This window comes from Alteromonas sp. OM2203 (assembly GCF_048517045.1).
Classification (GTDB): Bacteria; Pseudomonadota; Gammaproteobacteria; order Enterobacterales; family Alteromonadaceae; genus Alteromonas; species Alteromonas gracilis.
Window position 1 is genome coordinate 2,822,095 of the sequence record NZ_CP183209.1, and the last position, 14,742, is coordinate 2,836,836.

Here is a 14,742-nt window from a genome sequence, read left to right on the forward strand (position 1 = left end):
CGCTTTTGCCGATTGACATGCCGCTCTCATCTGACATTTTCCACCTTGGGGATATCTTTGAACTTTGTGGCCAACGGCTCTATTGACATCCTTCCAGCTTCGAGCCAATGCTGCTTTATATATTTTTCGTAAACGGTAGCTAAGTTAAAAATTACGCAGAGCTTTTAATGGCAGGGCTTGTTATGGTGTGAATGAAGATGCTGCGCTTTTGTGATTCGTTATTTAATACTGCTATCAATCCAGACCGAGCGCTTTTTGAACGTTGATAGCGCCAATGCCTAATTGTTCAGCTTTTATCGTATCAATAGAGTCAAACTGTATTTTGCAGCCAGCGTTTATCATACCGAGCCACGCCCCGCGCAATGCATCCGGTCGTTTTCCAGTCCAGAACGATTCTGTTTTTTTGATGTATGTGACTACCGGTTCAACATAACCATCATTATAAAGTTGACGCACCAAATCAAAGTCTGGGCCAAAAGCGCTTAGTAACGCAGAATCTAAATCATTTATTGAATTATGAAGGGCGTAAAATGTTTTCTCGACGTTGCCTTTTCGGTAGGCAATCCATGCTCTTGCAATATCTACGTAGTGGTTTTCACTGCTAAAACCATCGTAAACGTCGCCCGCAATTTGTTGTTCAATGCTCATTTTGTTTGCGTAGTCGAACGCGCGCTCTATTTTCAATTCTGCTATCTCAATAGGCTCAAACTGCGCGCTATATTTTATGTGCCGGCTTAAGCTATTCAGCACCTTATATGGGTTGCTGTTGTTCGACAAATTTCGTTGATAATCTTGCAATGTATCATTAAGCAATCGACGATTCCTTGATTCAAGATACGCAAAACGCTGCTCGATATACTCAAGATACTCGGGGTCATCACATCCTTGCAGGTAATCTGCATGACTTTGTTTACTCAAAGTAACAATAAGGGGAACGAAAAGAAGAAAACGTATAAACTTCAAGAGAATCTCTATTTTATTATCACTTATCTTCGTACTGAGAAAGTATCGAAATTGATCGTAAGTAGCCGTTAACTGTTATTAACGATATTAGTATTACCCTTGTTACCTATTTCAACAGCTTTTTCAGAGGAACAATTTTGTCGCAAGTAATTTTTAGCCGCGTTTTTAGTTTTTTAGTTATGTCTTGCTTTTCTTTGTCGGTAGTTGCGGCGACTGATTCGTCATATACCCATAACGATTTGAGTGAAAACACTGTAATAAACATTCCTGGTGCCCTTTCGTTAAGTGGTACAACAATTAAAAAACGCTTTTTCTTTAACGTCTACAGACTGAGCCACTTCATGGAAAAACCTAAAGGTGATTTCCCTACTAAAGATTCGCTTATAACGTTCATCTTGAATGCAAACACACAACAGCGCATTGAACTAGAGTTCTTGAGGAATGTGACACGAGAGCAAATAGAAGAAGCTCTCATGCAGGGTATTGAACAAAATAACGCTGATTCTGACCTGAGTAAGATTAAACAAGATATCCAAAGACTATCCTCTGGCTTTCAGGATGAAGTAGAGAAGCATTCAACCCTTACGTTATCACGACTTTCTAAAAAGAAGCTTAATGTATTTTTCAACAATACCCTAGTTGTCGAAACTGAAAACCAAGCGTTGGCTGACGCCTTGTGGTCCATATGGTTTGGCAAAGACCCTATCGTGAACACTGAAGATTTAGTACAAAACATTTTGGTGAACTAGGCTAATTATAGGTGCAAGGCAAATGCGGTTAGCGTCGCCATATGCTATGCATTTGCCATTCGCGCACGTTTTCTTCCAGTACCGAGCTAGCGATTCAACTTAGCAATATACGTTTGTTGCGCATCTGTCTGCTCAGGTGGCAGCAACACAATTTTACCTACGTGCTTTTTCTCGGAGAAATCTTTTTGTGCTGTCACGATATCTTCCAGCGGGTAGGTTTTAGCTAACATAGGTTTTATCTCACCACGCTCGATATATGAAACAAGATTAGGAAAAACCGGTTCAGCCCACGCAGTGCAGCCAATAAAGGTGAGATCTTTCAAGTAAAAGTTACGCATATCAAGGGTTACTATTGGCCCTGCTATAGCGCCGGATGAAGCGTAGCGACCACCGCGTTTCATAACCACGGACATTTGTTTGAATCCTTCACCTGCAACGTTATCGATCACTACATCAACCGACTTTTCTCCTAACACTTCAATTAGGTCGCTATTGCGTTCGATAACGCGGTCTGCACCTATTTCCTTAAGTACGTCCATTTTATTTTTACCTACAACGGCAGTAACTTTCGCACCACGGCGTTTAGCTAACTGCACAACCGCAGAACCTACGCCTCCGGAAGCCCCAGTCACCAAAACATGCTCGCCTTTAGAAACGCCAGCTCGATGGACCATATTTTCAGCAGTGCCATAAGCGCAAGGTATGGTTCCGAGCTCGGCATCCGACCAATCGCTCTCGACAGCGAACGCTTCGCTCGCGGTTATTTTTACGTACTGTGCGAAAGCGCCATCGAAGTCTGACGCCATCCAAATATTTTCTAATGAGCTCCAAGAATCCTTACGTATGCAGGAGCGGATTAAAATTCGCTCTCCGATACGTGTAGGGTCCACGTCTTCCCCAACCGCCACGATTCGACCACAACAGTCAGTCCCTTGAATAAACGGAAAAGGGGTTTGTTCATTCCACCCACCGTCTAACTCTTCTGCTGCGCTTGATTTCTCATCGTCATTCTCGTCCAACGCGTCAGTGCCTTGCGTGACTTTAGAAGAATACCAACCTAATCGAGTATTAATCTCTGTATTATTGACTCCTGCTGCTAACACCTGAACTAGCACTTCGCCAGCGAGCGGTTTTGGCATGGGAACATCGGTGTAATTTAACTGCTCATAACCACCATTCGCCATGGTCACCACAGCCTTCATAGTTGTATCGTCAGGATTTACATCAAACCTTTGCTTATCGCCAAGCAAGCTAGTAATACTCATAATCTCTCTTACGTTTAGGATTAATAACAGTTAAAAAGCCCAAAATAACGTATGCCTGACGCTCATGCAAAGCAGCTACGTTTTGACGGCTAACATTTAAACGGTTGCATAGTGTTTAAAGTCTACCGAAGTTAAGGCTTTCTTCATCGCGCCTTAATCCCACGGGTATCAATATGAATGAATGGACCTCGGTGTGGTTTCATTTCCACCAACCTGTCTACATCGCTCATTTCAAAGTATCTCAGTTTTACCTTGTTCAAAAACTTATTCCCTTAATCGACCACAGATTGTGGCACTAATTTCATAAAACTAACTTACCAGCTGGTTCAAGCTTCAGAAAGTCTTATTCACCATTGACACGTAATCAGAAAACTTCACAATAGCTCTACATCATATCCATTCAATATCATTAATGCTGTATCTTTCCGAATTTCAAACAAAGCTTTCTAATCAATACATCACCCCTGCATTTTCGCTAGCAATAAGTGATGAAAAACCACCATCGCACTGCCTTGTTGCAGGTAGAAACAGCAGCGGGAAGTCACTCTTAATTTCCGCCCTTGCTGGTAACGGAAAAGTAGTAAGCGGTAGTCGTGAATGCAGTTCGGTTGTTGCAGAAGTATCAGTTTTTAAACAACAAGCGATAATTGAAGAAGAAAAACAAAAAGACAGTGCAGATATTTTAGACGTAATAGCTGAGCCAACGCAGGTTCGCGAACTATTCGAACGCACTAATGAGGATTATCAAAATCACCCTTATTTCAACGAGCTGGCTGCCGCTCTAAGAATTGAGCATTTGCTTGATAATGCGTTTCTTTCACTTTCTACAGGTGAAACCCGAAAAGTTATTATCATGCTGGCATGGTTAAGCAATGCCGCAATTATTTTGCTTGATGAACCCTTTGAAGGGCTAGATGTTGAAGCTATTAGCGCATTCAGTCGTTTTGTTGTTTCTCAGCAACAGGCATCACTGGTCCTTACCGCCAACAAACTCGCAGATATTCCTAAAAACATGCAAGCCCAGTTGATTGTTATGGATGAGTTGATCATTACATGGAAATCTGAAGGCAAAGTTAACTATGACGACTTGCGCTCGGAATTAAGCACGTGGTTTGCGCTAGGGTCTGATGATATCGATGTACCTGCAGCGCTTAACGCTAGAGAGAAATACGACGATGCCCCAAACCGCAACGACCAAAGCCCTAATGAGCTGAACCGTGAGTTAGATGCACTTCCTCACACCTTAATTCAGCTTAAAGACGGCTTCGTACGTTTCGATGACCGTACCGTTTTTGAAAAGCTCAACTTTACGCTTAACAAAAATGAGCATTGGCAGATCACTGGCCCCAATGGTTCAGGCAAAACCTGTTTGCTTCAAATGTTCACCGGTGACAATTCCCATTGCTATACCAACAACCTAACCATGTTTGGCATAAAACGAGGAACGGGAGAAAGCATATGGGACATTAAAAAGCACATTGGCATTATGTCGAATTCGTTGCACATGCAGTACAAGGTGAATGCAAGTGTTGAACACGTGATAATTTCAGGCTTTCACGACAGTATTGGTCTGTACACCCGCCCAACCTTAGCAGAGCGCACGGTGGCAGAACAGTGGCTTGAAGTACTAGGCTTGAAACAGAAAAAGAACACGCCGTTTCAATCGCTGTCGTTTGGTGACCAGCGATTAGTGCTAATAGCACGCTCTATGGTTAAGCACCCTGCCGTGCTTATTTTGGATGAACCTTGCAATGGCTTAGACGACTTCAACCGCCAAAAAGTGCTTAAGCTTATCGAAATACTGGCTAAGGCTGGCACCAGTACACTCTTGTATGTCAATCACAATCAAGAAGAGCGTATACCAAGTATTCTCAATACGTTAAATATGAAAGACTATAACGTTTAATAGTTAATGTTAGAAAACTTGGTCTTTCAGGTGATGTCTTTACAATTAGCACCGACGGTGTGCCTTACTCACGTTGTGTTCTTATTTGATGAGCGCTAACACGTCCCTGAACTTGGGGTGTCGACTTGATTGTAAAAGTTCAAAAACTGTCATCTCAAAACTGCTGATCCGCGCGCCCCGCTCGAGCATATTTTTAATGGCTAGCAAAGTGTTAGAAGATTCTCTGGAAGAAATGCAGTCATGTATTACTTCCACAACGTAATCATTTTCTAGTAAGCCCACTACCGTTTGATAAACACATACGTGCGCTTCAATTCCAACAACCAGCCACCGGCTTAATCCTTTTTTTCCAATGTACGCCAATATTTCAGAGGAATACTGGTCAGTACCCGCTACACCATTAAAAGAAAACTTCTTAAAGTGAGGGGCGCTTGAAACATGAGTTTCAATTTCAGGCACCGTTCCACCTAAGCCATCAGGATTTTGTTCAAGCACGACTACGGGTATATCAAGCAATTTACAACATTGTATTAGCTTTGCAGTTTTGCATATCATTGCTTGGCTATCGCTGACTCTCCGAGCCAAAGTGCCCTGGATATCTACGATCAACAACCCTATCGTTTCTTGGTTTAAATGCATATTTCACACTACTTAACTGTTTGTTGTGCCGTAATATTCCAAACTCATTTACTGTATTTGACGGCGCCGAATCACTTTTTATTTCATACAATATTTAAAGTAGATTTTCTTAAACGAACCGCAAAACCAGCGAAATTATCACGCCAGTTACTATAAGCTGAACTAAACAAAATCCCATAATATCTTTGGCTTTCAGGCCCGCTATGGCAAGCACTGGTAGCGCCCAAAATGGCTGAATCAGGTTGGTCCATGCATCACCCCACGCCACCGCCATAGCCACTCTATTTATTTCGGCCCCCAGTTCAGCGGCGGCTGGCAAAATTACTGGGGCTTGCACTGCCCACTGGCCTCCACCCGAAGGCACAAAGATATTAACAACGCCTGCGCTGACAAAACTCCACACCGGCAACGACTCGGCAGATGCAAAGCTAATTAGCCACTGCGACATTGTTTGCGCTAATCCTGATTGCACCATAACCGCCATGATCCCGGCATAAAATGGGAATTGTATAACAATGCCACTGCCCCCCTGCACGGCTTGGTGCAGGCTGTGCAGTACATTGCGTGGCGAACCGTGAAGGACAATAGCGAGGAAGAGAAATAGCGTATTAACAATATTGAGATTCAGTCCACCACCTTCGATGAAATAATTCATAAGGTAGGCTAGCCCAGCAAAGCCTACGAGTAATCCGAGCACTTTGCTGTTTTCAAGTTTGTCCGCGGGCCGCTCGTTTGTTGCTGGAGGTAGAGCATCGTCTTGTAGCTTTGCGCTATCGACAATAACGCTTTCAGACTCAGGCGGTAACATTAACCGATTAACAAGCGGAATAATCACGAACATGATTGCTAATAACAATAAATTGAAGTTGCTAAAAATAGTCTCACTGGTTCTAATTACGCCAATTTGTGCTTCGGAAAAGTGACCTGGCGTTGCAATAGTTAACGGCACAGAGCCCGCTAAACCGCCATGCCACACAATAAAACCCGAGTAAGCACTTGCCACTAACAAGCGATAATCTACCGAAACATTTTTAGCCAGGGCCTTGGCAAAAAGCGCCCCTACTACCAGCCCAAAGCCCCAATTTATCCAACTTGCAATTAGCGATACCAAAGTAACCAACACGATGGCGCTTCCAGGTTTTTTTGCTACACTCGCAAGCCTTTCAAGTATAGCTTTTACCAAAGGCGTGCAGGCCAACATGAAGCCGGTTACTAGCACCAACAACATTTGCATTGAAAACGTAAGCAGCCCCCAAAATCCATCGCCCCACTGCTGAACAGTAGTTAATATTGATTGATTTTGAATAGATGAGGCGAATGCGAAGGTAACAAGCGTTAGTAAAAGTACAAATATGTAAGGGTCTGGAAGATAACGTTCGACAAGTTTCACAAAAGGTTTTGATGCACGGCTTAACATTATCGCCCTCACTACATGTTAAAAACTTGTTGCATACTACCGTATTTTTGACTGTAAGCGAGTATCAAATTCTATTTTGAAAGCCAATTTTTCAGCGTGAATATAACTTCCTCATGCTTAATGGGTTTCGCCAAAAAATCATCCATACCAGTTTTCATGCACTTTTCTTTGTCACTTTGCATGGCATTTGCCGTCATAGCAATAATGGGAATAGTTTTGTAACGCTCACCGGCTTCCCCTTTACGAATAAGCCGAGTAGCTTCAAATCCGTCCATTTCTGGCATTTGACAATCCATAAAAATAATTTTGTAGGCTTCGCTGTCGTGCTTCGATTGAGTGAGCAGCGCTAAAGCTTCAACCCCATTTTTTGCTACATCTACACGATACCCTTCGCTTTCAATTACAGAAGTAGCAACTAATTGATTAATTTCGTTATCTTCTACTAATAATATGTTGGCTAAATCTTTCACGGATAGGTCGGGCTCAACTCTGTGTTGATCAATAAGCAATGCTTTAGGCTCGAAATTATCGGCAGTATTTCTAACAGAGTTGGTATCAGGATAGCTACTTACTTCCTTGTTGAAATTTGTTTTCTGTAGTACAGAGAGCAGATCTGATGTTGCAAGTGGCTTAGGATAACTCGCTTCAATTTCGAATTTGCTAATGTCACTAGCAGCATCCATATCGGCCATTAAGGTCATTAAAACGATTCTGGAGTGCTTCGTACGTTTAGCGTTTCGAAGGCTTTGACAAAATCCGTATATCGCAGTTGGATCGGTAGGCTTATCTAAAAATACAACGTCAATCAATGGCGCTGAGTGCTCCTGATGAGCATCATCCATGAAGGAAAATTCGGTGATGGCTTCGTCTATCGAAGAGGCACATAAGACACAAACATCCCAACGCTCAAGCTGGGCTTGCATTGCTTTTCTAGTAGAAGCGTTACTGTCAACGATTAAGCAGCACATATGGCTTTTAAAGAGCGTGGGTTTGCTTAATTCACTGTTTTTGTCATAACCAACTTCGCACACAACGCTAAAACAGCTTCCCTTGCCTACTTCGGTCTTAACACTGATATCTCCACCCAAAAGCTGGCAGAGTTTTTTGGTAATGCTAAGCCCTAATCCCGTACCGCCGTAACGTCTTGTAGTTGAGGCGTCGACCTGAGTGAAAAGATCAAACAAGTGCGGGACTTTTTCATCTGGTATACCTATCCCCGTATCTTCAATGGTCATGCACAACGCTGCGGTTTCGCCTGTAACGTGAGGGATCAATTCTGCCTTAATACGTATCTCACCATTATCTGTAAATTTAACTGCGTTGCTGAGTAGATTCGTAATTATCTGCTGAATTCGGTTTGGATCGGATTTAATCGTCGCAAAGTTCACTTTTGAAGGGTCAACGACCAATGCTAACCCTTTCTCTTGCGCATTGTACGCCAGAGAACGCGCAATATTTTCTATCACTTCACGCACATCAAATTCGACAGTTTCTATTTCGAGCTTATCAGCTTCAATTTTTGAAAAATCTAAAATATCGTTGATAAGTACCAGTAACGAATGAGCGCTTGTGCTGGCAATGTTGAGACGTTGAGTTTGTTCAGATGTCAGGTTACTTCTTTTGAGCAAGCCCAGCATGCCAATTACTCCATTCATGGGCGTCCGAATTTCATGGCTCATGTTTGCTAGAAATTCTGACTTCAATTTTGTAGCTTCCTCAGCTTGTTGTAAGGCCAGTTTCAAATCTTCTGCTTGCGCCTCTAAAGATGCGGTTTTCTCTGAGACCTGTTGTTCGAGTGCCTGAACAAATTGCTTTTGTTTTGTAATTTCACTTTGTTGCAGTCGCGTTCTAAGATATACGAACAAAACTAGGATGCTGAAAAGAAAAGCCGCGTAAAAGCTATAAGCCCACCATGTTTTCCAAGGGGCGGCAGCTACGTGTAAATTTACCGATAGCACTTCTTTGCCCCAATCACCATTAGGTCTCATTGCCTTGACCAAAAAGGTATAAGTGCCACCACTTAAGTTAGTAAAAGAGACATTATTGAGATTGCCGATATCAATCCACTGTTCATCATATCCTTCCAATTTATAGGCAAAATGAGAGCGCTTGGAAGCAGAAAAGTCTAAGTGAGCAAATTCCAGAGAAAAGAAGTCGTCTTCGTAGGAAAGGTAAATATCCCGGACGTAAGACATAGGCGTGCCAAAACTTACTGACTCCCCCATTTTGTTAAAGCCAGTAAGAACGATGTTGGAGTCTACAAATTCATTTTTCACGTCTGAATAACTGAAGTACTCGACTCCACGTTGGCTGCTGGTAAAGAAGGTATTTTGGGATGCTTTGATAAGACTATTTGAATAAAAATTTTTACCCGCGAGGGCCGTCTCACTGTTGTAACTTAACGCCTGTTGAGTATCGGGGTTGAACAGAAAAATACCTTTATTGGTGGTAAGCCATATTTGGTTGTCGTCACCGTCAGCGACTGCCCTGATTAAATTTGATGGAAGCCCCTTACTCTCATCAAACCATTCAAATGCCTTAGTTTTAGGGACATAGCGATTAAGACCCATTTGGGTGGCGACCCATATTTGCCCATTTTTCGTCTCATGTATATCTTCCACTATATTGCCTAGCAGACCATTTTGCTGATGTGTTGCGCTTTTAAAGGGGATAAACTGTTCTTTTTCAGAAGACCATAGGTTGATACCGCCCCCTGTTCCCACCCACATATTGCCTTCGCGGTCTTTGTATATAATGTGCGTTTCTGGGTGTGAAAGCCCGTCTTCAACCGTAAGATGACGAAAAGCATCGGCTTTTTCGTCGTAAACAAATACACCGTGCTTGTAGGTTCCAATCCAAACCCTACCTTTGTCATCCAAAGCGAGAGATCTGAATTCTGTAAATTGACGATAGTTTCTATCCGTTTGTGGGAAAGTGATGTGTTTTATCTGGTCTCTTTTTCGGTCAACCCGGGCGATAAAATTATCTTGTGCAACCCACAAAACCCCATTTCCGTCACTCACTATAATCGGGCGTTCAATGACCCCCTGCTTTTCGTAGCCCTCAAGCCCCTCGAATACCGATGTATACTCTTGTTCTAACGTTTTAGTATCCACATCCCACTTGTAGATATCGGCGTTAGCCGTAACAATCAAAATATCACCATTTTCATCACGTTGAATACCGTTTGGCGAGGCCAGCGAATCGCTATTAATCTGCTTGATGTTTCGCCTTGGAGCCAATTTAAAGATGCCGTGGACTTCACTGGTTATCCATTTAGTTTTGGTGTGATCTTCAAAAATAATGCGAAGACCGTTGTTATAACCAAAGTTAACTTGTTCAACGGTATTCCCTTTGCCAGTATGTCGAAAAAGGCCTTGAGTCGTTACAAACCATACCGTACCGTTATGGTCTTCAATCATGGAGTTAACCTGACCTAGGCTCTTGCCGTCGCGGTTTTTCTGAGGAATAAAGGCACCTGATTCCGCAATAAACAAAAAGGGGCCTTCTTGGGTTGCAACGTAGAATTGGTCAGACGACGTTTTAAGCAGGCTTCGAATTTCATTTGCCCCTGTTGCAGTTTGGTTTTTGGGGTCTGGAAAAAAATGCTGGGCGGTTAAGGAACGTTTGTCTAGCAGGTTCAAACCGAAACTTGTTGCAACCCACATAGTATGTTCATCATTATCAATCATGTCCCAAATACGATTGTGAGAAAGACTCGTTTCGTCTGTAGGAATATGTTTAACCTGCTCAAATTCTCCGTCGCCTAAATATCTATTTAAGCCTTGATCATAAGAACCAAACCAAAGTTGCCCTGTTACGTCGTTAAACAGTGACTGAATTCGGTTTGAAGACAAAGAAGTAGAGTCAGTGTTATCGTTCAAATAACGAAAAAATTCACCTGTGGTTGGCTCATATTTATTAAGACCTCCGCCCCAAGTGCCAATCCATATGTCACCATTAGCATCTAGCATTAAATTTCCGGCGTCATTGTGGGATAAGCTTTGACTGTGACTATTATCCGCCTCAAATAGCGTTATTTTTCTTCCGTCATAACGCATTACCCCGTTTTCTGCAGTTCCAAACCATAGAAACCCTTGATGGTCTTGAATGATGGAATAAATTTCAGATGATACAAAGCCGTCTTCGGCGGTTAACAGCTCTACAGAATATTCATTCATGAGCGTGTCAGAGCGAGACGGCGAGGCGCTTGCAAAGCTGGTAAGGGCGTAAATGGCCGCTGTAAAAAAGCAGACTAATGAAGATAGATAACTCGCCATTCCACGACTTGAGATAATTTTCAAAATAATAAAACGGTTACTAAATAAAACTCAACAAACCTTAGAGTATCTCTTTATCCTTATCTATTCTACCAAAGACGTATTTCACAATAAAAAGAGCAAAGCTTTGACTTGTATCATAGTGAACCAAAAACCACGCTTTAACATAACGCTATTGAAGGTTTATTACTTGTTTTCAAATGAGCGACAAACAGCAGGAGCATTTAGAATGACCAAATCATATAAAGAGATTACAGAAAGCCTAAATCCTTACTTAGGCGAAGTTAAGAAAGGTGTCCCAGAGGTAATGAAAGGCTTTTCCGACATGGCTAAAGCTGCAACCGCTGACGGCGCGTTAGATAAAAAAACGAAAGAGCTTATTGCTCTTGCCATTGGTATTGCCACACGTTGTGACGGTTGTATAGGTTTTCACGCGAAAGCGTTAGTCAATTTAGGAGCAACCCGTGAAGAAATTGAAGAAGTATGCGGGATGTCAGTTTACATGGGCGGTGGCCCATCGTTTATGTACGCGGCAGATGCACTACGTGCGTTCGATGAATTTAGCGAATAATTCGCTATAAAGTAAAGGGTCGAAAACGTCTTCGACCCTGTATTTACTCTTTTAACAAGCGTACGTATTACAGCGAGTTCATGCTTTGAACACTGACCTTGCCAAGTCCTGCTGCTTCAACTTCTTCTTTGATCTTTTCAGCATCACCAATGATTATCCAAGTGAGTTTTTCTGGGTGTAACACTTCTTCAGCCGCCCTGCTGAGGTCGTCCAAAGTCAAATTGTTGTACTTCTCCACTAAAAACTCAGGGTAGTTGTATTGTCGATTGAACCTTTTACTCGACAGCAAACTATTCAGCACCGCATTCGCCGTCTCGAATTGACCTGGCAATGAGCGAACTTCATCTAACCGAGCTCTCTCGAGTTCATTCTCCATCGGCGGTTTATCACCTAAATATGCGCTAATCTCTTTTTTAAGTTCACGCAGAGACGGGCCTGTTTTATCGGTTTGTACGGGAGCATAAACCATAAACGGACGCTGACCTCTGGCATCTTGTAGGAAAGTGTACGCACCATAAGACCAACTTTTATCTTCACGTAAATTCATATTCACGCGTGCGGTAAAAGCTCCGCCTAAGGTTTGGTTCATAGCATTGATGGCTATGTTGTTATCAGCCCCCGTAGCCGGTGCCAAGTGAGCGGCTAAAATAAGCGACTGCTGCGCGCCTGGGCGGTCGATAATAATTGCCTGACCTTGTTCAGGCATGGTCGCTTCAGCAATGTGTTTCGCGCCCTTGTCGCCTTTGACTTTCCATTTACCAAACTCTTTTTCGAGCATAGGTTTAACGGCGTCTAACGTAGTGTCACCCACAACAAAAATTGTCGCATTATCAGGGCGTAGCCACGTATTTTTAAAGCTAACTAGATCGCTTCGCGTTATTGCTTGCACGTCTTGCTCTGTTCCGTTACCAGTAAACGGAATACCATAGGCATGGCCTTCGCCATAGATGAGCGGTGGCAGCAACGTAAGCGCAATACTTACAGGCCGTGTTTTTTGCTGTGCGATATTGCTTAGAATAAGTGCACGTTGACGTTCTATTTCCTCATCTTTGAACGTGGGTGATTTTAAGATATCACCCAAGAGTTCCAGCGATGGCTCCATGTTCTCTGTTAGCATCGACATACTAACAGTGGTGGTGTCGAGATTTGAGCCGGCGTTTAAATTTGTTCCCAACTGTTCTAGTTCTGCAGCCAGTTCTAAAGCATCGTATTTACCTGCACCTTCATCAAGCATCTGAGTGGTGAAACTCGCAAGTCCAAGCTTGCCACCGGCGTCAGCCGCGTAACCTGCATCAAACTGTACAGCCACATTAACTAATGGAACCGTAGAGCGTTTTGCAAATACTACATTTATACCATTGGATAGTGTAGTTTCTTTCACTTCAGGGAAGCTCAGTTGGGTCTCGGCATCGATTGACGGCAAACCCGAACTGCGATCAACGCCTTCTGTCGAGGCTGCGTGCTCGATAAACGGAACAACCGTGATTTGATGCCACCCTTCTTCTAGCCATTTATTGGCGGCGGCTTTAACGCTTTTAGGCGTCGCCTGATCTAGCTCACTTAACTCAGTTTTAAAATAATTAGGGTCACCAGCAATAAATTCACCGCTCGCAAGGGTATCAGCCTTGCCACCAAAGCCCCCTACTTCTTCAAGACCACGAATAATCGAAGCACGTCGCTTAGTCGACACCAATTTAACTTCGTCTTTGCTAGGCCCTTTACGCAAAAATTCACTAATGACTTTATCGATTTCTTTTTCCACCATGGCAACGTCAACGCCGTCTTTCACGTCAACCGTTACGCCAAAAATAGACGCCATTTGTAGCTCGTAGTTAAATACCGAGGCATTAGTAGCAATTTGCTGGTCGTAAACAAGTTCTTTATATAGACGAGAATTTTTGCCGTCACCCAACGCGCTTGCTGCAATAAATAAATCGGTTGCGGTTGAAGATGTATTCTCAGGTGACACCCAAAGGCGATAAATTCGTGATTGAGGCACTTTGTCCTGAATAATTTCGCGGGTATTTACGCTGCGTTTCGGCACCCATGCTTGCCATTTAGATAGTGCAGGACCGGGCTCAATATCGCCAAAGTATTTATCAACTAAAGGTTTGGCTTCTTCAGCGTTAATATCGCCGCTTAACACTAAAATCGCGTTATTGGGGCCATAATATTTATTAAACCAGCCCTTTACGTCATCTAACGACGCTGAATTAAGGTCTTCCATTGAACCAATCACTGTGTGGTGATATGGGTGTCCAACGGGGAATAAACCTTCAAAAATGTGTGTAAAAACGCTTCCGTAGGGCTGGTCTTCGCCTTGACGCTTTTCATTTTGTACAACGCCACGCTGTTCATCTAGCTTCTCTTGCGTAACAGCACCTAAAAGGTGACCCATGCGATCAGATTCCATCCACAAAATACGGTCTAGTGCGGGTGTGGGAACGGTTTGAAAGTAATTAGTACGGTCAAAATTTGTGGTACCGTTTAGGCCTGTGGCCCCGGCGTCTTGAAGCGGCCCGAACCATTCATCATCGTAGTTCTCGGTGCCGTTGAACATTAGATGTTCGAACAAATGGGCAAACCCAGATTTACCCTCTGGCTCATCTTTTGAACCTACTTTGTACCACACTGCAACAGCGACCACTGGTGCTTTGCGGTCTTCATGAACAATTACGGTTAACCCGTTATCGGTAGTAAACTTTTCGTAATCGATATTGATGTCATTCGCAGCAAAAGCTGAACTTATCAGCGCACTGCTTACAGCCAGCACACCTACGCTCACTTTCAAGCGCTGGGTGAGATATTCAAGTACAGTCATGTCGTCATCCTTAATTTTTAGTCTGTGCTAAACACCTATGGGCGCCAAGCACTGCACACTCACTATGAGGCATTATAAAAGATAAGCTAATCTGGCAGTAAATAAAGGATAACGAAAAATAAAACTGTAAC

Annotated in this window: 9 protein-coding genes; 3 read left to right on the forward strand and 6 right to left on the reverse strand. The window is 43.0% G+C overall.

Going from position 1 to position 14,742, the window contains the following annotated elements:
• Positions 1-234: 234 nt before the first annotated feature.
• On the reverse strand, positions 235-963 hold the full coding sequence (locus ACM0P2_RS12560) for a hypothetical protein (RefSeq protein WP_236547042.1): 729 nt from the start codon (positions 961-963) through the stop codon (positions 235-237).
• 137 nt (positions 964-1,100) lie between these two features.
• On the opposite strand from ACM0P2_RS12560, the gene ACM0P2_RS12565 reads away from it, so the two are divergent.
• Positions 1,101-1,712, forward strand: a complete 612-nt coding sequence (locus ACM0P2_RS12565) for a chalcone isomerase family protein (RefSeq protein ID WP_173360185.1) — start codon at positions 1,101-1,103, stop codon at positions 1,710-1,712.
• An 86-nt stretch (positions 1,713-1,798) separates the two neighbouring features.
• Here ACM0P2_RS12565 and ACM0P2_RS12570 read toward each other — a convergent pair whose 3' ends face one another.
• Positions 1,799-2,977, reverse strand: coding sequence for an alcohol dehydrogenase family protein (locus tag ACM0P2_RS12570; protein WP_419226668.1), 1,179 nt, complete (start codon positions 2,975-2,977; stop codon positions 1,799-1,801).
• Between the two features lie 379 nt (positions 2,978-3,356).
• Here ACM0P2_RS12570 and ACM0P2_RS12575 point away from each other — a divergent pair, with 379 nt between their 5' ends.
• Complete coding sequence (locus tag ACM0P2_RS12575) at positions 3,357-4,883, forward strand: ATP-binding cassette domain-containing protein (RefSeq protein ID WP_419227704.1); 1,527 nt, start codon at positions 3,357-3,359, stop codon at positions 4,881-4,883.
• Between the two features lie 81 nt (positions 4,884-4,964).
• On the opposite strand, the gene ACM0P2_RS12580 is transcribed toward ACM0P2_RS12575, so the two are convergent.
• The 3 genes from ACM0P2_RS12580 to ACM0P2_RS12590 all read right to left on the reverse strand — a co-directional run bounded on the left by ACM0P2_RS12580 (position 4,965) and on the right by ACM0P2_RS12590 (position 11,219).
• Positions 4,965-5,522 (reverse strand): isochorismatase family protein, encoded by a 558-nt coding sequence (locus ACM0P2_RS12580; protein WP_419226669.1) that lies wholly within the window; start codon positions 5,520-5,522, stop codon positions 4,965-4,967.
• 109 nt (positions 5,523-5,631) lie between these two features.
• On the reverse strand, positions 5,632-6,939 hold the full coding sequence (locus ACM0P2_RS12585) for a short-chain fatty acid transporter (RefSeq protein WP_419226670.1): 1,308 nt from the start codon (positions 6,937-6,939) through the stop codon (positions 5,632-5,634).
• Between the two features lie 71 nt (positions 6,940-7,010).
• On the reverse strand, positions 7,011-11,219 hold the full coding sequence (locus tag ACM0P2_RS12590; protein ID WP_419226671.1) for a two-component regulator propeller domain-containing protein: 4,209 nt from the start codon (positions 11,217-11,219) through the stop codon (positions 7,011-7,013).
• Between the two features lie 229 nt (positions 11,220-11,448).
• Here ACM0P2_RS12590 and ACM0P2_RS12595 point away from each other — a divergent pair, with 229 nt between their 5' ends.
• Positions 11,449-11,790, forward strand: coding sequence for a carboxymuconolactone decarboxylase family protein (locus ACM0P2_RS12595; RefSeq protein WP_120958912.1), 342 nt, complete (start codon positions 11,449-11,451; stop codon positions 11,788-11,790).
• A gap of 67 nt (positions 11,791-11,857) precedes the next feature.
• Here the strand turns inward: ACM0P2_RS12595 and ACM0P2_RS12600 are convergent, their stop codons facing one another.
• Positions 11,858-14,611 carry a M16 family metallopeptidase gene (locus ACM0P2_RS12600; protein ID WP_159117543.1) on the reverse strand — a complete coding sequence of 918 codons (2,754 nt, stop codon included), beginning with the start codon at positions 14,609-14,611 and terminating at the stop codon, positions 11,858-11,860.
• Positions 14,612-14,742 lie beyond the last annotated feature (131 nt).

What these genes read in the sequence shown, in the direction of transcription:
- ACM0P2_RS12570 (WP_419226668.1), bottom strand. Translation starts at nt 2,977, where the DNA reads ATGAGTATTACTAGCTTGCTTGGCGATAAGCAAAGGTTTGATGTAAAT.
- ACM0P2_RS12580 (WP_419226669.1), bottom strand. Translation starts at nt 5,522, where the DNA reads ATGCATTTAAACCAAGAAACGATAGGGTTGTTGATCGTAGATATCCAG.
- ACM0P2_RS12585 (WP_419226670.1), bottom strand. Translation starts at nt 6,939, where the DNA reads ATGTTAAGCCGTGCATCAAAACCTTTTGTGAAACTTGTCGAACGTTAT.
- ACM0P2_RS12590 (WP_419226671.1), bottom strand. Translation starts at nt 11,219, where the DNA reads ATGGCGAGTTATCTATCTTCATTAGTCTGCTTTTTTACAGCGGCCATT.
- ACM0P2_RS12595 (WP_120958912.1), top strand. Translation starts at nt 11,449, where the DNA reads ATGACCAAATCATATAAAGAGATTACAGAAAGCCTAAATCCTTACTTA.
- ACM0P2_RS12600 (WP_159117543.1), bottom strand. Translation starts at nt 14,611, where the DNA reads ATGACTGTACTTGAATATCTCACCCAGCGCTTGAAAGTGAGCGTAGGT.